The 19,996-nt window shown below is 54.4% G+C and carries 15 protein-coding genes and 1 tRNA gene; 8 read left to right on the top strand and 8 right to left on the bottom strand.

Going from position 1 to position 19,996, the window contains the following annotated elements:
• Positions 1 to 44: 44 nt before the first annotated feature.
• From Fuma_RS34795 to Fuma_RS08895, 3 genes are all read right to left on the bottom strand, one after another.
• Positions 45 to 308 carry a hypothetical protein gene (locus Fuma_RS34795; RefSeq protein WP_145944064.1) on the bottom strand — a complete coding sequence of 88 codons (264 nt, stop codon included), beginning with the start codon at positions 306 to 308 and terminating at the stop codon, positions 45 to 47.
• 87 nt (positions 309 to 395) lie between these two features.
• On the bottom strand, positions 396 to 1,568 hold the full coding sequence (locus Fuma_RS08900) for an ISAs1 family transposase (RefSeq protein ID WP_077022421.1): 1,173 nt from the start codon (positions 1,566 to 1,568) through the stop codon (positions 396 to 398).
• Positions 1,569 to 1,624: 56 nt separating this feature from the next.
• Positions 1,625 to 2,350: a DUF4062 domain-containing protein gene (locus tag Fuma_RS08895; RefSeq protein ID WP_083732556.1), complete on the bottom strand. Its 726-nt coding sequence runs from the start codon at positions 2,348 to 2,350 to the stop codon at positions 1,625 to 1,627.
• Between the two features lie 623 nt (positions 2,351 to 2,973).
• Here Fuma_RS08895 and Fuma_RS08885 point away from each other — a divergent pair.
• The gene (locus tag Fuma_RS08885) at positions 2,974 to 3,405 is read left to right on the top strand and encodes a hypothetical protein (protein ID WP_077023818.1); all 432 of its coding nucleotides are present in this window, start codon (positions 2,974 to 2,976) and stop codon (positions 3,403 to 3,405) included.
• Positions 3,406 to 3,516: 111 nt separating this feature from the next.
• Here Fuma_RS08885 and Fuma_RS08880 read toward each other — a convergent pair whose 3' ends face one another.
• The 3 genes from Fuma_RS08880 to Fuma_RS08870 form a co-directional block, all read right to left on the bottom strand.
• Positions 3,517 to 3,954: a hypothetical protein gene (locus Fuma_RS08880; RefSeq protein ID WP_077023817.1), complete on the bottom strand. Its 438-nt coding sequence runs from the start codon at positions 3,952 to 3,954 to the stop codon at positions 3,517 to 3,519.
• Positions 3,955 to 4,273: 319 nt separating this feature from the next.
• Positions 4,274 to 5,068, bottom strand: coding sequence for a LamG domain-containing protein (locus tag Fuma_RS08875; RefSeq protein WP_083731911.1), 795 nt, complete (start codon positions 5,066 to 5,068; stop codon positions 4,274 to 4,276).
• A gap of 545 nt (positions 5,069 to 5,613) precedes the next feature.
• A tRNA-Leu gene (locus Fuma_RS08870) sits at positions 5,614 to 5,699 on the bottom strand.
• Positions 5,700 to 6,359: 660 nt separating this feature from the next.
• On the opposite strand from Fuma_RS08870, the gene Fuma_RS08855 reads away from it, so the two are divergent.
• From Fuma_RS08855 to Fuma_RS08835, 5 genes are all read left to right on the top strand, one after another.
• Positions 6,360 to 7,391: a DUF1207 domain-containing protein gene (locus tag Fuma_RS08855; protein ID WP_077023813.1), complete on the top strand. Its 1,032-nt coding sequence runs from the start codon at positions 6,360 to 6,362 to the stop codon at positions 7,389 to 7,391.
• Positions 7,392 to 7,886: 495 nt separating this feature from the next.
• Positions 7,887 to 10,673 carry a WD40 domain-containing protein gene (locus tag Fuma_RS08850; protein WP_077023812.1) on the top strand — a complete coding sequence of 929 codons (2,787 nt, stop codon included), beginning with the start codon at positions 7,887 to 7,889 and terminating at the stop codon, positions 10,671 to 10,673.
• On the top strand, positions 10,673 to 11,671 hold the full coding sequence (locus Fuma_RS08845) for a bile acid:sodium symporter family protein (RefSeq protein WP_077023811.1): 999 nt from the start codon (positions 10,673 to 10,675) through the stop codon (positions 11,669 to 11,671). Before Fuma_RS08850 ends, Fuma_RS08845 begins: the two co-directional genes overlap by 1 nt.
• Before the next feature lie 171 nt (positions 11,672 to 11,842).
• Positions 11,843 to 13,246, top strand: a complete 1,404-nt coding sequence (locus Fuma_RS08840; RefSeq protein ID WP_077023810.1) for a DUF6298 domain-containing protein — start codon at positions 11,843 to 11,845, stop codon at positions 13,244 to 13,246.
• 32 nt (positions 13,247 to 13,278) lie between these two features.
• Positions 13,279 to 14,232: an NAD-dependent epimerase/dehydratase family protein gene (locus Fuma_RS08835; RefSeq protein WP_077023809.1), complete on the top strand. Its 954-nt coding sequence runs from the start codon at positions 13,279 to 13,281 to the stop codon at positions 14,230 to 14,232.
• A 98-nt stretch (positions 14,233 to 14,330) separates the two neighbouring features.
• Here Fuma_RS08835 and Fuma_RS08830 read toward each other — a convergent pair whose 3' ends face one another.
• Entirely contained in the window at positions 14,331 to 16,175 is a 1,845-nt protein-coding gene (locus tag Fuma_RS08830; protein ID WP_229360877.1) for an alanine/glycine:cation symporter family protein, read from the bottom strand.
• Between the two features lie 350 nt (positions 16,176 to 16,525).
• On the opposite strand from Fuma_RS08830, the gene Fuma_RS08825 reads away from it, so the two are divergent.
• Positions 16,526 to 17,092, top strand: a complete 567-nt coding sequence (locus Fuma_RS08825) for a YqgE/AlgH family protein (RefSeq protein ID WP_077023807.1) — start codon at positions 16,526 to 16,528, stop codon at positions 17,090 to 17,092.
• A gap of 124 nt (positions 17,093 to 17,216) precedes the next feature.
• Positions 17,217 to 18,182 (top strand): aldose 1-epimerase, encoded by a 966-nt coding sequence (locus tag Fuma_RS08820; RefSeq protein ID WP_077023806.1) that lies wholly within the window; start codon positions 17,217 to 17,219, stop codon positions 18,180 to 18,182.
• 18 nt (positions 18,183 to 18,200) lie between these two features.
• Here the strand turns inward: Fuma_RS08820 and Fuma_RS08815 are convergent, their stop codons facing one another.
• Positions 18,201 to 19,973 carry a ShlB/FhaC/HecB family hemolysin secretion/activation protein gene (locus Fuma_RS08815; protein WP_077023805.1) on the bottom strand — a complete coding sequence of 591 codons (1,773 nt, stop codon included), beginning with the start codon at positions 19,971 to 19,973 and terminating at the stop codon, positions 18,201 to 18,203.
• Positions 19,974 to 19,996: the final 23 nt, after the last annotated feature.

Here is a 19,996-nt window from a genome sequence, read left to right as displayed (position 1 = left end):
ACCTTGCCTTCGTTAATCAGCCGCTAATTGACAGCCCCGTTGGCCTATACGTCGGAGGCCTCTTCGCCGCGGTTGTCAGTCTTTGTTTCTTTCTTCTCCGCGTGGAGACGGTCTATGTATGCCAAGAATGCATGCCCTTTGGGCGTCAACGCCTTTCTTCGGAATTTTACACCAGCGACTTTTTCAGACGTTGCCAAACCATGTACTTCAATCTTGGGAAGAACATTAAAATATAAGAATTGATCGATAGGTTTCATTCCGTATTGATTGTCGATGCCAGTAACAAGACTGTCACGTGCCGAAAGCACAATGTCGACCAGACCAATCTCCTTCGGTGCTTCACTAAAGAGTTTCGTGGATATCTTTACAGGAAGAAGGAGCAGGGCCAGCGCATACTAAGTTGTTTTGCCGGTAAGGATTTGCATCAAATAGTCAATGTTCCATCCGGCCATTCTTCTTTTCATGACGTTGCTTTGTTTGCCAGGATGTTTCTTGATGAGGCTGAGTGTGAGTCGTCTGAGCCATGACAAATTGTTCGCGAAGATTCGGTTTCGGACTCGACTCTCATCCTCGCGGTAGGTCATGTCGAGACTCCAGTGCAGCGTGTTTTCTATGGCCCAGTGACCACGAACCGTTGTTGCGAACAGCTCGCCTTTGCGACGCAGACTGCTGATGTAGTAGCGAACGTCAGAATGATGAATGCCGTCCTGCTCGTACATTCGGATCGCCGTTCCGATGGTCTTGAGTCCGGCCCATTTGTGGCCCACGTCAAAATCGACAGGCACGGTCGCCTGATAGTAGATTCTCTGTTCCTGCCGACCGTGTCCCTTCTCTGTTTCTTCATAGCGACTGACGGGACAGCGAGCGAAGTCATCCTCCAGGTGATCGAGAAAAAACTTCTGCACGACCTCATAGAGTTTCGGTTGGTTGCCTTTCAGGGCTAACACATAGTCTGCATTGCCAGACACGATCTGCTGCGCAATGTTTTTTTGACAACCCGCTGCGTCAATCGTAATGATCGCCTCATCGATATTGATTTCGTTCAGTAATTTCGGGATCGCGGTGATCTCGTTCGACTTCTCTTCCGTCGCCACCTGTCCCAGAGAAATCCCCTGATCAGAAGCCCACGCACTCACGATGAACAACGCACCCAGCCCATTCTTTTTGTCATGTGATCGACGGAGTGCTTTGCCATCAATCGCAATCTGTTTTCTGTAGCCTTCTTTCTGTTCGTCGGAAAGTCCTTCCAGCGATTCAATCCATTGCACGAAGCACGCTTGAAAGTCGTTCGGCTTCAGGAGAGAAAGGACGCGCCGGTACGTATCTTTTTTCGGAATGCCATGCGGAAGTGCCAGGTGTTTCTGCAGGCCATCGGCATTCAGTCGCGCCCATTCCGCAATCGCACTGGGGCCGTCGGCGTTGGCCAGCACTCCGCAAATGGCGATCACAATCACATCACCAAGCAGATGCAGACGATTGATGTTGGAACGCGGGTCTTTCAATTGATCAAAGTAATGAACAATGTTTCCTGTCAGCTCCTGGGTGACCGCCAGTTCAACTGTCGACATCTCTTGTCCTCTCCTCGTGAAGTCCGATGTTACGACACGAAAAGACTAACCAATACTCACTTGTCGCGCCAGCCTAAATTGCCCAAAGTGCGCGCTGGCCCTGGAAGAAGGAGTGAGAAAATCTCTTTGAAATCTTCATCCGTCCATCCACCCTTGTCACTGTACTTAATCGCTTGCAACTTCTTTTCGAGTTGCGCGACCTTCGTCGTTAACGTCGCGTTGCGTTTGCTGAGCTGGGTAATTTCATCAAGCAACGGCTCTTGGTCTTTGACTTCGTCTCCACGCACCCATCCAATGAATTTCTTGCGTGTTGAAAAATCTGCAAGAGTCTCATGTACCGCGAGTTTGATATCCTTCGGGTCGTCGAAGAAGGAAGAAATTCGCGACAGCACTTTCTCTCGAAAGAGCTTCAGTTCTTTCCCGTATTCACTATCAATCGCTTCGCGTCCAAGTTCCTTGACTTTTGCGTCAATTGCATCTTCCGTCGCAACCACTGAGAAAGAAGGAATCCCTTGGGACGCTGCGAAGTCAAATTCTAGTTCGGTGTAGCTTAGCGACGTTGTCTGGTCGACGCTTCCATATCGTCCACCAAGAATCAGCATGTAGACGTCGGATTGGTCAATCCACCGTCGGATAGTTTCCATCTGCGATTCGTCGCCCGCCGCGAATAGTTCCATCCCTGCTGGAATGTGTCCAGATTTTAGGATTGCTTGAACAGCCGCCTGTCTCTCAGGGACTAGGTCTTTGTACGTCGACGATATGAATACTTGGATTTTTTTCAATGCGTTTCTTTCGCGAGTGGGAACTAGGGCGACAGTTGACGTCGAGAACGATTCTGCTCTTGTCAGGTAACGAATTGCGATCCATACATAGGCAGTGACGCCACGGCACAGATCGCACGTTGGACTTTCCGCTTCACATGCGAAGAACGACAACAGACTACGCTGTTCCTCGCCCTTGCGAATTCAATGACGTCACTGAACTCTGTTCAGGAATCAGCATAGCCTAGGGGCGTCTCGTTGTCACTACCAGTCAGAAGCTGATCGGTGAGCCGGTTCGTCCGGTTTCACTACCCCACATTGACACCACGGCACCGCGTCGTGGACACTCCACGGATGCGAGAACTCATTCAACCGCCCCGTGTTCTGGCTGAAGGCTACAAAAACAAAGTGGAGCGGGACAGCAAAACAATGCGTCGCCATAGCTTCGTGAAGAGAGGAAACGTGCCAGCCCAGTAATACTGCAGGATTGGCTGAATCGGTCGCGAAAGCTGGTCCCCGAATAGAAGCCATACCGCGATCGAAATGACGATGATTTCTTGAGGGCCAAAATAAACCATGTCAGTAGCCTGCAACGAAACTCAATGTGACGTTTGCCAATCTATGAATGCTGAAGCCAAATAGCAATGCGAGAACTCATTCAACCAGCATTGAAGATCATGGCACGGACAGGGCTGTTCTTGAGCGTGTTGGCGTGGGTTGTGGGGCAGTGGTGGACGGTTCGAATCGCGTACAACCACGCATACTACGTAAACGCGGAATTCGGGAGTTGCGGCTGGATTCTGTTCCATGAGGGAATGCCGTGGTATGTACTGACAATCGAACAGAATGATGAATACGACTTCCGTCAGAGAGGGGCATTCGGCTATCGCTTGGGATACCCAGCAAGCCCATTGGAAGAACCGAGGCTATGTAGGATTCCCGGCGTCTACTTCGACCGTGTTGTTCCGTTTGAAGGCGACATTTCAATTCGCCACTGGCTCGTCGTCTCAACCCTCACCTTCACCAACGTCGCGTTGTGGTGGTTCTACCGCAAACCGAAAGAGGTGACGCCGTGAGGGAGCTGATCAAGCCGGGGTTGTTCTGGGTGGCGCGGTTGGGGTTGCTTTTGAGTGTGGTGGCGTGGGTTGTTTGGAACGAAGAATACGGATTGAACGTCAACAGTTTCACTAACGCTCGTCGGGCTGCCCTTTAAGGTTGCCCATCCGAATCACCCGTGAAGCACTTGTGACTTCACGGCCATTGATAATTAAATTGACGGCGAAAAGGTACTTTCCATCCGGCACGATTTGGTCAGCAGGCAGGTTCGCAATCACGACCAATTTCGATGAGTCAGAGTGGTGTTTCTGTATTTCTCCAGCAACAGAGCGACGTACGACGAATTCACCAGACTTTCGTTGTAACAGTTGCACTGAAGCACCGATTTTGGTGGCAGGGTCTATTTGACCTGTTCTTAATGTGACCTCTGAGACCGAGCCGATGTTCGCAGTTACCGCGTAGCGCTCGTTCGTTAAGGGCTGATGCATAGTCAGCTCGAATAGGTCTCGCGAGTCACTCGCTGCTGCAAGTGAAATCAGGCCAAAAGACAGCGTCATTGCGGCACTCATGTTGGCATTCCAGTTGAGGAAAACGGAGCGAGCGAATAAGCCACCAGTGAGCATCGCCCCTCGCCGATGATCGAGAACCGACAGCGGCGATCAACCCGATTCACACCACGAGCCAGAACTGCCAGAGCGACCACGGATGCCACGCCGGGCATTCACACCCGCACGATTGTCGTTTGTGGTTATGATCGTGCTGTTGGTGTGGCGGATTTTGGGACGGCTGTTCGGGACAAGCTGCGGTGATGTGGCAAACCGCCGGGTGCGGACTTGCATGTCCGGTGGTGTGGGTAGGGTCGCCGGAAACGGTGGTCCTTACCCGATGTTATGTCAGCGCCTTACGTCTTCGCATGACAAGAAACGCTCCAGCGGCAAGTGCGAGAAACGAGCAAGAACCTGGCTCTGGAATGGCCGAAATCCCGGCGATATCCTGAACTTCAGCAGTGGATAGTGCATGGTCTGCAAAAAACACTTCATCGATCATTCCCGTAAATCCGCGGCCGGTCGCCGTACGGTTGCCTAAGGCTTTGCCGCCGATCGTAAAGATGTTGCCTTGCTCAGTTGAGCCGAAACTACTGTTTTTCTGTGTAATCAACTCCCCATCAAAGTAAAGCCGCATATCATTTTCAAGCGTGGTGTCCAGCACGAGAGCGACATGATGCCACAAATCGTCATTGACGGTGATCCCGGTTCCCGAAGAGCCAAGATGATTGCCACCGCTACCGACGTAGCCATAAAGTGTATCAAAATGAAGCGTCACACCTCCATTTAGGTGATTGAAGCCAGAATCATCGCCATTCATGAACAAGTACGAATCACTGCCCTGGGTCTGCGCGGAACGTACCCAACCGCCAATAGTAAACTCACTTCGGCTGGCGTACAAATCCGCATTGCGTGAGTAAAGATAATCGGCATTCGTAAAAATGGGCGCAAGGCCATTTCGTCCTTGCCCGAAGGTCAGCGAAAAGAACTGATTAAAATGATCTAAGTGATACCCATTGCCTGAAGAATCCGTCAGATCACCCTGGTCAAAGTCCCACTTTGCAATGACGTCTGCGTGCAATGGCGAAGCGGAAAGGTGAAAGAGAACGCAAACTGCAAATACTGCTGAGAATCTCATCGAAGGGTTGCATCCCTTTATTGGTTGTGTCTTTGCATTGGACAGAACACAAATTTTAGCTGCCGCCACATCCTACACAAGTCATCGGTGCTGCAGATTCTTCGACATAACATTGCTTCTACACCGGCTGCTTTGCGGAGCAACCCCATTGTCAGCGTTTTTACTCCGCCACACAACCGATTTTCGTTCTGTCGCACGGTGGCAGCACAGCAATCGCTGGTCGGGATCGGTACACGGCGACGAAGTTGCGGGTTGCTTTTGTGGAAGCGTTTGAGGCTGGGGCGAAGGTGGGGGTGGGTGGTTAGTGACCAACACTGGAATCACCACGGATGGTACGTGGGCACGCATTCGCAACTATTGAGTGAGTCGATGGCAACGAACAGGCGATTTACATCACCCCAAAAGGCATTACATCACCCGTTACATCACCCGAATTAGCATTTACATCACCCGACTTGCTGCAACTTCCGTTAACTTAGACACACTGCAGTGACTCGTGAAAATGGCTTCAAATAACACTTTTCGCTTTTGGTCAATGTTTTTACTACCCCGGGCGGGACTTGAACCCGCACACTCCTATCGGAATCCCAGATTTTAAGTCTGGTGCGTCTACCAATTCCGCCACCGGGGCTTGATGGTTTGGCAGATGCGACGAGGTGTGTCTGAATCTGCCTCTAAACCGTGGACACGCCAGAGTTTGGCGTGTTCGAGCGGGGGAGCATAATCGTTTTTCCGGGGTTTCCAAGCCAGGGAGGAACGATCCTGAGAAAGCACGGGGGACGGAATGGTTTCGGCGCTAACTTTCGCCTCATCTCTCAGGCGGTTTTCGCCGCAGGAGTGTGGCCGAACTTTGCTGAGGAACTGAGTTCTTGCCAATTTGCTTTGGGGCTTGTCAATACAGGCATTCAGGCCGGTGAGTTAACTGAAAAGCTGCTGTGTGGCGGATAATTTGCCGCATTTTTGCGGAGTGGCCTGCATTTTGTGGCCGTGAGTCCATGTGAAAATAATCCGGTCACGTTGACTGCGTGGATTCTGGCGTCACTTGATTGTCTGTCGACTCAAAAACCGCCCAATGCATCCGGGTACGGTCTGATCGATGCAATCGTGCAACCGATGGTTTGGTTGCGACAGGTGTGTCCGTTGTCATCGTGCCGGTCGTCCTCTTCGGCCTTCTTGCCCAAACGAAAACTCGCGGGGTTCTCGTTTGCGGCGCGGCAGGATTTGCCGCTGAACGTTGGCGTCTCAGGTTTCACAACCTGGGGCGGTGAACTCATTCAGAGAGCAGGAATCGATGTCCTTAATCACACGCCAGACAAGTCAGTCCGCAATGCGATACGTGTTCGCAGTTGCGTTAGGATGGGTTGCGACGCACCCCGTCGCTGGCTTCTGCCAGGCAGAAACGGACAACGCGCCGACGGTGGTTTTTGACACTCGAAATGTCGAAGACGTGTTCAACTCGCCGACTGCACCTTTGGAAAGCGTCGCGGCTGCGATTGAGCAACCGGTTTCGTATTCACAGCCGGCGTGTTTTGAACCGTTCAACAATCAACCGCAGGACTGCTATCCGAACAGCGTTCTGCCCGTGGGGCTGTTGTACCGTTCTTATATTGCCGGCCCGCACGAACCTCGCATGGGCACGGTGGCTCACTACGATCTCTCTGACAAAAGCTGGCGTTGGGATTCGACTTTAGGCGGCCGCGTCGGCATCTATCGACGCGACCAGCCGCCTCGGATGAATCTGGATGCCTGGCAGATCGATCTCGAAGGAGCCGTCATGGTGCGACTCGATCCCAACGAAAAGATGGACCTGGAATCATCTGACTACCGCTTTGGTCTGTTGTGGACCGGTCGGCTGGATAGAATTTCATACAAGGCAGGTTACTTTCACGTGAGCTCGCACGTTGGCGACGAGTACCAGATCAAGAATCCCGGTTTTCAGCGGGTGAACTATGTGCGAGAGAACCTAATCGTGGGGACGTCGTTTGATGCGACTCCGGAATGGCGTTTGTACGGCGAAATCGCCTGGGCGATTGCTGTGAGCGGTGGGGCTAAACCGTTGCAGTTTCAATTCGGAACTGAATATGCAAAACAAGCCAGTCGTCCACAAGCTGGTGCTCCGTTTGCTGCATTGAATTTTCAAATGCGGCAGGAAGTCAATTTTGCAGCAGGCGTCACTGCGATGACAGGCTGGCAGTGGAAGGGCCCGGTCACCGGACGCACCCTTCGCACGGGCCTGCAGTACTTTAACGGCCCGTCGAACCAGTACGAATTCTATCAACGGTTCGACAACCAACTGGGTGCCGGAATCTGGCTGGATTACTAAAGCGAGCTGGGCGGCGTCACAGAGCTATTGCAAGTCAGCAGGGTTAGGAACAGTCGCGAATTGACTTGCGTCTTCTGTCCTCGCCCGCACGAAAGCCGGCAGCTGACCGACGGTCCGTCCGTATGAATGGGTTTCGTAAGCGGCGATGCATTCAGCCACCGCGCTGACGATGGCTCGCACATGCCTGTCCGGCGGCTAAAACGGTGCCATCTGGCTCACGTGTTTGTTTGTAACCAGCGGACGAACACTGCTGTTCTGCCAGGGCCAGTCTCGCGAGCCGCCGCTGTTTAGCGGACCGCCCGTCTTAGAACGAAGTCGCTGCTGGCAGCAAATTTCTATTGCACATGCACGGATGCTGAGTTGCTTCAAACGAAAAATTCGGCGTGTTGTGTCAGGCACGACGTTCGTCCATCGTTCGTGAAGTTGTTATCATCGCTGGTGGTTCAACGGCCCGCCAAACAGCTTAGAGATTGAATGGCACGAAGAGGAACAGATATGTTGTTGCGAATTCTCATTGTCACCTCGCTGATGACCGTTGCGGGCGGACGCGCGTTGGCTCAGCAACCGGTTGAACCGCTGCTTCAGAAATATTGCCTGGGCTGCCACAACGATACCGACAAAGAAGTGGGGCTGTCTTTGCAGACGATGGCTTCGCTGAAAGCAGGAAGCGACAACGGGCCTGTGATTGATTCTGAGACGCCTGCCAAGAGCCTTTTGGCCGCCGTCCTGCACAAAGGTGCGGACAACGCGATGCCGCCCGACGGCGAACCGCAACCTACCGACGCCGAACGCCAACGATTGCTGCAGTGGGTTTTGGATGGTGCAAAAATCAAGTCGATGGCGGCTGGCGTACCGAGTGTTCCTGCCGTGAAACCATTTGATAAAGTCGTGCCTGCACTGCTCGCGAGCGCCCATGTTCCGCAGCACAAGGCGGTCGCTGTGGCCGGTGCGAGGCATGTTGCGCTGCTGGAACAAGACAGTCTTGAAGCTAAGTGGCGAGTGGCCGTGGACAACGCGCGGGTGACTCAGCTTTCGTTGGCGACGACTCAACCGTGGCTGGTCGCGGCGTCTGGAATGCCGGGCGTTAACGGCAAGGCGTTGCTGTTAAGCGTGGACGATGGTCGTGTGGTGAAGGAGTTCGGCGGCCACACAGATGCTGTCTACTCGGCCGTCATCAACCCTTCTGATCGTCTGATCGCGACGGCCGGTTATGATCGTCGAATTCTGCTGCACGATGTGGACAGCGGCAAGGTGCTGAAGAATCTGGATGGACACAATGGCAGTGTCTTTTCGCTTTGCTTTGATCCGTCCGGCAAGTTACTGTGCAGCGCCAGTGCCGATGGCACGGTGAAGGTGTGGAACGTTGAAACTGGTGAGCGGCTTGACACGCTGAGCCAGCCCACCGCAGAACAGTATGCTGTGCTGATCAGTCGCGACGGCAAACAGATCTTCGCGGCCGGCGCTGACAATCGTATTCGCACGTGGCAATTGGTCTCACGCGACACGCCGCGAATCAACCGGTTGACAGCTTCGCGGTTTGCTCACGAACAGGCGATCCACCGCATGGCGCTTTCGGCCGATGGAACGCTACTGGCGAGTGCAGCGGAAGATGGAACGCTGCGAGTCTGGACGACATCGCCGCTGGAACATCATCAGATTTTGCCGCGACAGAAACGCCCCGTCACATCGCTGACTTTCGTCAACAATAGCAAGCTGCTGATCACTCGGCTGGACGGAAGTTTAGAGCTGCTGGCCGTCAAACCCAGCACCGCTGCTCCTTCAACTTCGGGCGGGCCTTCGACCGCTGAGGTCGCCTCGGTGATGCTTCCTGAAAAAATCAACGAGATCTCGGAAGCGGAAAACAACAACGATGTTCAGAATGCTCAGGCGGTTTCGCTGCCCGCAACTATCACAGGAGTGATCAAGCCAGACGGCGGTAACGACCGCGACGTCGATTGCTTCCGTTTTTCTGCCTCCGCCGGCCAACAGCTTGTTCTGGAAGTGGCGGCGCAACAGAACAAATCGCCACTTGATTCGAAGATCGAAGTTCTCACAACCGACGGAAAACGCATCGTGAGAACCCAGCTTCAGGCTGTCCGTGATTCTTACTTTACGTTTCGAGGCAAAGATTCTGATACGGCCAACGATTACCGCGTTTTTAACTGGCGGGAAATGGAGCTGAACGAGTACCTGTATGCTGACGGCGAAGTCGTCAAACTTTGGATGTATCCACGGGGACCGGATTCCGGCTACATGGTCTATCCGGGATTCGGCAAACGCTTCGCATACTTTGGCACCACGCCTACGTCGCATGCATTGCAGGCTCCCTGCTTTATCGTCGTGCCCCACGCTCCTGACGAAAAGCTAACACCAAACGGTCTGCCCGTATTTCCGATCTACTTCGAAAACGACGACGACCCGCAACGTGAACTCGGCAGCGATTCTCGCCTGCTGTTCACGGCACCGGCCACCGCCGACTACACGGTTCGACTAACCGACGCGCGCGGTTTCAGCGGCGCTGACTTCAGCTACTCGCTGACAGTTCGTAGTCCGAAGCCGGATTTTGAAGTGGCCATTAATACTCGGAAAGTCAGCGTCGCCGCAGGCACGGGCAAAGAGGTGGTATTCACAGCAAAACGGATTGATGGCTTCGACGGGCCGATCACGATCGACATCACCGGGTTGCCAGCCGGTTTTGGTTTTTCCGGGCCGATCGAAATTGAGGCCGGGCAGCTGCAGGCGTTTGGTACGGTGTACGCCACCGACGGTGCAAAGGAGCCGACTCCTGAACAGCTTGCTAACATCAAAGTCGTCGCTGCGTCAGAAGTTCACGGCGAAAAAGATTTGGGGAAGTGGGAAGAACTGGAGCTAGTAACCGATCCAAAATTGAAGGTCCTTGTGACTCGCAGCGGAGCATCTGATGAGCAGCCGCCTTCTGCGGAAAAACCGTTGGTACTAACGATTCAGCCCGGGGACACGATCCAGGCGACTGTGAAACTGGATCGTCGGAAACACAACGGCATTGTCTCGTTCGGCAAGGAAAACTCCGGCCGCAACCTGCCTCACGGAGTTTTTGTGGACAATATCGGGCTGAATGGTTTGCTACTGTTAAGCGACCAATCGGAACGAGAATTCTTCATCACGGCAGCGAAAGTGATTCACGAATCAACGTCCACGTTCTATCTAAAGTCGAACGTCGACGGGATCACCTCGCTACCTGTCACGCTGAAAGTTGTGGCTTCCAACGGATTGGCTCCCGGCAAACAGGTGACCAATCGTTAATGTCCGTTCTCAAACGTCACTGGTTTCTGTTTGGCCTGTTGGTATCGATACCGGCAGCTGCCAGTCTGGCTCAGGCTGATCTTCCGCAAAGCGTTGTCGACGGCATTCTGTCGGTGCCGACGTCGTACTGCACGGCCTCTATTTTGTTTTTGATGGCAGTGACTCTGGATAGCGGACGCCTGCTGAATTCTGTTCGACGGCCAATGCCTGCTGTCCTGTCCTGCGGCGTTAACCAAATCGTACTGCCGCTGTTGTGTCTTCCGCTGCTGGCATTTCAGAAGTCAGCGGACCTGAAAGTCGGGCTGCTGATTGCGGCCAGTGTCCCATCTACAATGGCTGCCGCATCCGTGTGGACTCGCCGTGCCGGTGGCAATGACGCGGTCTCGCTGCTTGTGACACTGCTGACCAATGGGCTGTGCTTTGTGGTCACGCCGATCTGGATGACCGTCGGGAGTCGTTGGTTTGCCACAACGGATACGTCGGCGGGGCTTGGCTTTCAGGACATGGTGGTGCGTCTGACGCTGGCTGCGTTGGTGCCAGCAGTGATTGGTCAGGTTTTGCGAGGCTCCGTGCCCGTGCGATCCTTCGTCGACCGCAATAAGCCGACGTTCAGCACGGTGGCCCAGCTGATCATTCTTTTATTGGTCTTTGTGTCGTCGTTTAAAGGCGGACAGCACTTTACGTCCGGCAGTATGGCCGACAACCTGCGTCATGCCGAATTCGCGACCGTTTGGGCCTGCTGTATTGGCCTGCATCTGGCCGCTATGCTTATCCTGTGGACCACGTCTGGCACACTTAAGATCGCAGAAGAAGATCGCCGCGCGTGTGTGTTTGCGGGTAGTCAGAAGACGTTGCCGATCGGGATATTGGTGTCTCAGGCAACCGGGCTTCCTTTTTCGTTGCTGCCCATCCTGATGTACCACGCGTCTCAGCTGTTCATCGATACCTGGGTTGCGGACCGGCTAAAGCTGCGACCGGATAGTCAGCCAAAGGCCTGATTGGCAAAGCCGTGTGGTCGCCGATCGGCAAGCACGGACCGTGTTGAGCCGTGTGCGGTTCAACACGAAAACAACTCACTTCATAGCGACAATATTGCGGAACGATAAACTACCTTCGCGCACTGACCGCCAAAGTGCGGCGCTCCGTCTGGCCCTTCTGTGAGACCACTGATGAACCGTCTAATTCCCGCAGCGTCCGTGATTCTGATGCAGTTCGCGATGATTGACGTGCCCGCCGTTGATTCAGGTATTCAGCCATGGAACGAAAATGCGTGGTACTGGAGCTATCGCGGAAAGCCGGTGCTGCTGCTTGGTGGTAGCGACGATGACAACCTGTTTCAGTGGCCGGAACAGCAGCTCATTCCACAGCTTGATCGCCTGACCGCCGCCGGTGGCAACGTGATTCGCAACACGATGAGCGACCGCAACGACAAAGACTTCGAAGTCTACGCGTTCCAGCAGCTTAAAAACGGCAAGTACGATCTGAATAGATGGAACGATGAATACTGGACTCGGTTCGAACGGATGCTGGCGGAAACAGCCAAACGTAAGATCTTCGTGCAGATCGAAATCTGGGACCGCTTTGACTACACGGACAACAGAGACAGCGACCACTGGCAGGCTCATCCGTACAACCCTGGCAACAACGTAAACTATTCGCACGAACAGTCCGGCTTCGCGAAACGCTACCCCGACCATCCGGGCGCGAACAAGCAAGCGTTCTTCTTCACCACGCCGAAGCAGCGTAACAATCAGGTGGTGCTGACGATTCAGCAGAGGTATGTGAACAAGTTGCTGGATCATTCATTGCAATATGATCACGTGTTGTACTGCATTGATAACGAAACGAACGGGGACGAGGAGTGGAGTCGCTACTGGGCCGAATTCGTCAAGCATCGAGCGGCGAAGGACGAACACAAAATCTACGTCACCGAAATGTGGGACGACTGGAATCTGGCCGCTGACCGTCACAAGCGCACGTTCGATCACCCGGAACTCTACGATTACGTCGACGTTTCTCAGAACAATCACAACAAAGGCCAAAAGCACTGGGACAACTTTCTGCACGTGCGAAATATCCTGGCAGGTCAGCCGCGTCCGATGAACACAACCAAAACCTACGGAGCGACCGGCAACAAGTTTGGCCACAACGACCAGGACGCGATTGAACGGTTCTGGCGACATCTGCTGGCCGGAGCGGCGTCGATGAGATTTCATCGCCCCGACTCGGGACTCGGAATCAACAACAAGGCGGTCGCGTGTATCAAAGCCGCGCGGAAGCTGGAATCGCTGATTCCGTTGTGGTCTGTGCAACCGGCGATGGATTTGTTGTCCAAACGCGATACCAACGAAGCATACGTCGCCGCGAATAAGGGGCTCGCCTATGCCGTCTACTTTCCTTCCGGCGGTGAAGTGCAACTAAACGCGACGGACGTGAAGGGTTCGTTAAAACTACGCTGGATCAATATCGACACTGGCGAATTTGGCGACGACGATTCAATCGAGGGCGGTCGACAGATCACGTTGACTTCGCCGAGCAAAGCAAACTGGTGTGCCGCGATCGTAGCTCAGTAGCGTCACATCACATTCCAAGGGAGATTGTGAGAATGTCAACAATTGCCGTCTTTGGTGGCTCCGGAAAAATCGGCCGCCGCGCTGTGGAGATGCTCGGCACGCGAGGCCACAGCGTGCGAGCTCTGGTGCATCGCAGCGCCGTGCCTGGCGATCATGTAACCAGCGTGCAGGGCAACGTGGCGAGCGCCGCCGACTGTGCAAAAGTCGTGGGCAATGCGGACGTTGTTATCCAACTGGCAACCACCAAGGAAGACGCCGACACGTTTTTTGACGTTAGCCTGCGTGGCACGTTCAATATTCTGGAAGCCTGCCGCCACGCAAAGAACGTCCGCCAGTTCATCCTGTTAAGTGGCGATGCGGCTCAGGGAATCTGGTTTTACCCACATCCTAAACCCATTAACGAAGACGCACCGCTGGCCGCCTATCCGGGGTACTATGCGTTTTCTAAAGTCATGGAAGAAACCATGACTCAGCAGTACCGAATTCAATACGGATTGAACACGACGATTTTGCGTTCGTCCTGGGTGTTCGAAGGCGACGATCTGCTAAACCATTTTTCGCTTCTAAAGAACGTGAAGCCGGCGGAACCGGGACACGGGTTTGGTGAAGTCCCGGCCGACGTGCTGGAACTGGTTCGCACCGGCCAGGAACGAATTCCCATTCTGCTGGATGCGTCCGGCAACCCGCTCACGCGACACATCGTGCATATCGACGACGTGATCCAGGCCATTGATCGCTCGCTGGAGAACGATCAGGCAATGGGGCGAGACTACAACATCGCGGCAGAGCAGCCGTTTCAGTATCGCGACGCGGCCATCTACATTTCAGAGAAGCTTGCCGTACCGACCGTCGAAATCCCGAATCCGCAGTACCACCCGTTCTGCATCGACATCGCGCGAGCAAAGCAGGAAATCGGATACGCGCCGGAAAACGATTTCCGACGCATGGTGGACCGAGCCATCGAGTTTCGGAAAGCCAACTGTTAGAGGTCGCACCGCTGGACAAGCGACAGCTAGAAAGTAATCAGGCGTCGGCAGGCCCAGCGAATTATTACGCAAAGCGCTGACTGTGACTGAGAATTCGTTTAGGAGTCGGATGGCGTTTCGGCTGCTGCACGCGTTTCGACTTCTCTGTCAAACTCGCCACTTTTGACCTTCACCCAGTATTCGTCGAGATGTTTCCGGACCTTGCCGGACAACAAAACCACGCCGATGATATTGGGGATCGCCATGCCAAAGATCATCAGGTCACCGAACTCCAGCACGTTTGTAGACGACAGGATTGAACCCAAAAACGTGAAGACTAAAAAGATCGATCGGTAAAGCATGGAAGTGCCGTCGCCGAACAGATAGGCCCAGCAGCGTTCGCCGTAATAGGACCACGAAATCATCGTGGAAAATGCGAACAGAATCACCGCGACGCCCAACACATATTTGAATCCGCTGATTTCAGAATCCATTGCGACTGAGGTTAAGGCCGCTCCGTTTCCGCCTTCAATCTGCTGTTTGAATTCAAGGCTGGTTTCTGGATTCCATGCCCCCGTGACCACAATCACCAAAGCAGTCATGGTGCAAATGATGACCGTGTCAATAAACGGTCCCAGCATCGCGACCACGCCCTCTCGCACCGGATGGTCGGTCTTCGCGGCGGCGTGAGCGATCGCGGCGGAACCGACACCTGCTTCGTTTGAAAACGCAGCTCGCTGGAAACCAACGACCAGCACGCCCACCATTCCACCTGCGACAGCTTTCCCGGAGAATGCGTCGCTGAAAATCAAACTAACGGCGGCCGGCAGGCTGTCAAAGTTTTTGATCAGGATCACGATTGCCGCTGCGACATAGATGCCACACATGGCGGGAACGATCTTTTCAGCGGCGGATGCAATGCGTCGGATTCCGCCGATGATGACCATTCCGGTGACGACAGACATCCCCAGCCCATACACCCACCGGTAATCAGCATCGCCCGGATTTTGAGGCGGTGCCAGAAACGGCCAGACTTCACCGACGGCCCCCAGCGACATATTTACCTGAAACGAATTGCCGCCGGCAAACGATCCGCCGACGCACAACACTGCAAACATAACTCCCAGCACTTTCCCCAATGGGCCAAGCCCGACTTCCGGCAGGCCGCGCGACAGGTAAAACATCGCTCCGCCCATGATTCGTCCGTCCGGCCGCTCTTCTCGGTAAAGCTGCCCCAGCGTGCATTCGACAAACTTGGACGTCATTCCGATGAATCCTGCCAGAACCATCCACAACGTTGCGCCGGGACCGCCAAGGCAGATGGCGATCGCCACGCCCGCGATGTTTCCAAGTCCAACCGTTGCCGACAGCGCGGCCGTCAAAGCCTGGAAGTGAGTGACCTCGCCTTCATCTTCCGGATCGTCGTACTTGCCCGCCGTGACCTTGATCGCGTGTACGAATCCGCGAATGTTGATGAAGCCCATGCGGATGGTGAAGAAGGTCGCTCCCACCAGCAAAATGATGACGGCCAGCGGCATCGTTCTGTATTGGCTTTCTATTGACCTATTCAGTTTCTGCAACCAGGACGGCTGCTTTTCCGGCGCGGCTTCCGCTTCGTCATCGGGCGTGTCTGTGGCGACGGGGTCGTCGACAGGTGCGGGCGCTTCCGCAACAACTTTGGCCGGCCCGACCGGGACCGGAAAAAAGATCACCGACGCGATATGGCCATTCATATTGCCGAACCATTCGTTGACTGGTTCCAGAGCATCGTTAAAGCGTTGCACCAGCCCGCGACTGTCTTCAGCGTCGTCTGCTGCGGGAATGGCTGCAGGTTCGTCTGTCGAGGCGGTGTTGTCGACGGCTTCCTGAGGGGCCGCCAACGTCATTCCGGGGAAATTAAGGAACGCAGTTGCGACAGCCAGTAAAGCGATTTGACGGCCGCGAGATAACGAAAAATGGGGCATGGCAGAGTTTGTCTTTTCAGGTCAGTTTAAGTCGCCACACCACGCATGAAGGATGTGCGACAGCAGCGGACGGGGTTTGGGCGTCCAATGGCCGCGTGCAAGAATAGTAAGTCTTTACGATTGACGGAATCGAACCTTCAAAAACCGACATGTTTTACCCGCTTATTGGTCGATCCGTGTGCAACGCCCGAACGGGGGCCGCGCCGTGTCGTTTTCACAGTCCGCGTTTGATTGTGGAAAATCCGGCGCGAGGTTGGCAAGGCTGAGCGATCTCCGTTATACCATCGGTTCCGTTGCATCGTGCGGGCACTGTTCGGCCCGTTTCACATTGCCTCGATTCTGAGGACACCATGTTTAAAAGTCTGCGGGGCCATTTTCTTGTGGCATCCAATCACCTGAAAGATTCCAACTTTTACCGCGCTGTCGTGCTGATGCTGGAGCACACAGAAGAGAGCGCGATGGGAATTGTGGTGAATCGGCCAAGTTCCATTGCGGTCGACGCCGCCATGACGCAGTTGAACCAGACACCGGTATCCACAGAACCGATCTTCGCAGGCGGCCCGGTCGATACGTCAGCGCTTTTTATTCTGCACAACTGTTCAGAATTCGGGAAAGACGACGAGCAGATTACGCCGGGTGTTTTTGTCACCGGCAGTAACGATTCCTTCGAGTCGCTGCTGAGCAAAGATTCCACTTGCAATCACGATTGCCATTTTCGAGTTTACTGCGGATACGCTGGCTGGGGGCCATTGCAGCTCGACGATGAATTGAATCGCGGCGACTGGCGAACGTTGCCGGCTGAGGGGACGATCGTCTTCGAATTCGATCCCTACAACATTTGGGAACGTTGCACGGAGCAATTGAACCAGCAAAACCGATTGCTGCCTCACAACGTCGAAAACCCCGAATGGAACTAACAAGGGCACGCCCCCTTGCCCCGGTTCAAGCCGCCATTCGGACTCAGTACTGCGGCCCGCCCTGATCACCGCTTACCTGTATTCGTAATTCTTCGCACTTCGCACAAACTGAAATTCACACTCCATGCAGATCGTTGTTCTTAATGACCCAATCACAGGTTCGTCGGCTCAAATTGCCGCCCATCTGGGATTCAACTGTTTTGACTTTACGGCTCGCGTGAATGACGAGTCCGTTGCTGTCATCCATGCCGCCGAAGGGTTTGCCGACGGCACCAAGCCGCCCAGTCACAGCGGCATTCCGCTGCTGTTCCCTTTTCCCAACCGAATTCGTTCCGGACGCTATTCGTGGGATGGCAAGGACTACGAACTTCCGGAATCACTGGTTGGCTACGAAGGATCAGGTAATGCGATCCACGGTTTCTGCCTCGATCGACCGTGGCGGATCGTGTCGCAAACAGAATCCTCGGTGACCGGCGTCTTTCAAACCAGCAAAGACGCGCCAGAACGTTTGCCACTGTGGCCTGCCGACGCGGAAATTGAAATCTGCTACTCGCTGAACAACGCTTGTTTGCGAGCCGACATCGAAGTGGGCAATCCGTCAGACACGCCACTGCCGTGGGGCTTTGGAACTCACGCGTATTTCAAACTGCCGCTTTCTCGCAACAGCGATGCGGACAAGTGTGCGGTGTACGCTCCCGTGAAAAAGACGTGGGAACTGAACGGCTGTCTGCCGACCGGCCAGATTCTCGATCCACCAAAAGATGCACAACTGGACCGTTCGCCGTACTTTGGCGACCTGAAGGTTGACGACGTTTATACGTCGGTCGAAAGTTCAAACGGTGTGGTGGAATGCAAAGTAACGGACGAGCAGGCGGGATTGCAGATGATTCAACGCTGCGACGACAGCTTCCGCGAGATCGTCGCGTTCACACCGCCATGGGCGACTGCCGTTTGCCTTGAGCCTTACACCTGCACAACCGACGCCATCAATCTTCAACAGCAGGGTGTCGATGCCGGTCTGCAGGTGCTGGAACCAGGCGGCAAGTGGAATGGCTGGATCGAAATCGCAGTCGGCACCGTTGGCTGTTGAGTAAGAATCAGCCGAAGTTTAGGGTCGCCTGCCAGGGATCCAGGTGAAGCCCATGTGTAGACGATTGCTTCGGCGAGCGTTGTCAATGTCCTGCCAGCCGTAGCCCCAATCCAGTCGAGCACTCAGGCGGTCGCTGACGTTGAATCGCAGCCCGACACCGGTGCTGGCTGCAAACGTGTAAGCGTCTTCACCAGCACGCGCGTTCGACAGGTAGCCGTTGCCGAGATCCATAAACGCAAAGATGCGGCGAGAATGAACGTCGTCAGGATCGCCCCAACGTGTGGTGCGCGGGCCAAATTCGAAGTTCGCAATCCAACCGCTGTCTGCGTTGAACGCTCGCTGGTCAAAACCGCGAATCGTATCGTAGCCGCCCAAACCAAGAGTTTCGCTGAACAGCAGGCGTTCCGAGGCAACTTGTCCCGTCAGGCGACTTAACAGCATCCAGTCGCAGCCAATCAACGATGTTTCTTCGCCTGTGAACCGAGCGTAGAGATAGTCAGGCGACGAGCCCGGTCGAATCGTTTGAAACGCTGCAGCGGAATGAGAGCCTGTGCCACCACCGCCCGGTCCGACGTAGATATCTGCCTTCAGCGACATGTATTCATCGACTGAGGACCGGACAAAGTCGTCGACGCCGAATCGCAACTGAACAAGGTCGGCATTCGAGGCACTCACCGTGGAACCGGCGAATTCAAGGTTATTGTTCGTCGATTTAAAGTCCAGACCTGCGGTTAGGTTACGAGAATGCTGGGCAGATCGGATTAAGTGGCGAGTCGTGCTGACGCCGACTTGCCAGCTTTCGCCGTCCTGGTTTAGACCACCTCCCAGCATCGGCGACACCGTCGCATAGCTGCCATACGTTCCCACGCTGTAACGGCGGTTAACCGCATGGTTGTAGTTAACTGAATGGGCCTTCAGGCGCTGAAACGATTGGTCTGTGGTATACTGATAGCTTAGTTGCCCGCCGCGACCAAACATGTTGCCGTACATGACTCCAGCAAAAAAGCGGCCGTAGTTCAGCGACTTCACTCCTGTATCGTCGGCACCCACGTAGCCACGCAGTGGTGTGACGTCGTTTGATTGGTAGATCACGTCCGTAGTGCCGCTAACGCTGCCCGGTCGAAAGTCGACTTTGACTCGGCGAAACGGGTTCTGATTTACCCAAAACAAATCGCTTTGCAGTTTCGATTCATACACCCGATCGCCCGGACACGTGCATTCAATCCAGCGATCCAGTTCGCAACAATTGAATACGCAATCGGGGTCAATAAGAACTCGCCCGATGACGGATTCGACAATGACAAGATGCAGGGTACCACTGCTAATTCGCTGCTCCGGAATTTGCACGTCTACAATCGGCTGGCCACAGTCGCGGTACGCTTTGGCGATGTCGCGAGCCATTTGATTCAGGCTTTTCAAAGACAGCGGCTGCCCGATGTGCGATTCAACAATGTGCCGAACGCAGTCGGAATACACGAGCGAATCCTGGACGGCAAAGTCGTAGTGAACGCCAGTGAGCTCATCGATTGCCGGTTCCAGCGACACCTTGTCGGCTCGGTCAACGACAACCACTGCGTTTAGGCAATTAATCAGGGGACGATCGTCATGGTTCTTTGGCGGTAGTTCCGGCGCTGGCACAGATTGAGGCGCGTTGGCGTTCGGCAGACGCGATGGATCCAGAGGGCGATAGCGGTCGAAGTTCTGACCGTGCGCGATGTTGCTGTGCAGCATCGTCAAAATGAGGAGAGATCCAGCCAACAATGATGGCCGAAATCGGTTTGCGTCTTCCATGACTTGCTTCCGTAAGAATAAGG

It is taken from the genome of Fuerstiella marisgermanici, from assembly GCF_001983935.1.
In the GTDB taxonomy this organism is placed as follows: Bacteria; Planctomycetota; Planctomycetia; order Planctomycetales; family Planctomycetaceae; genus Fuerstiella; species Fuerstiella marisgermanici.
This window is presented reverse-complemented; position numbering and strand designations above follow the sequence as displayed.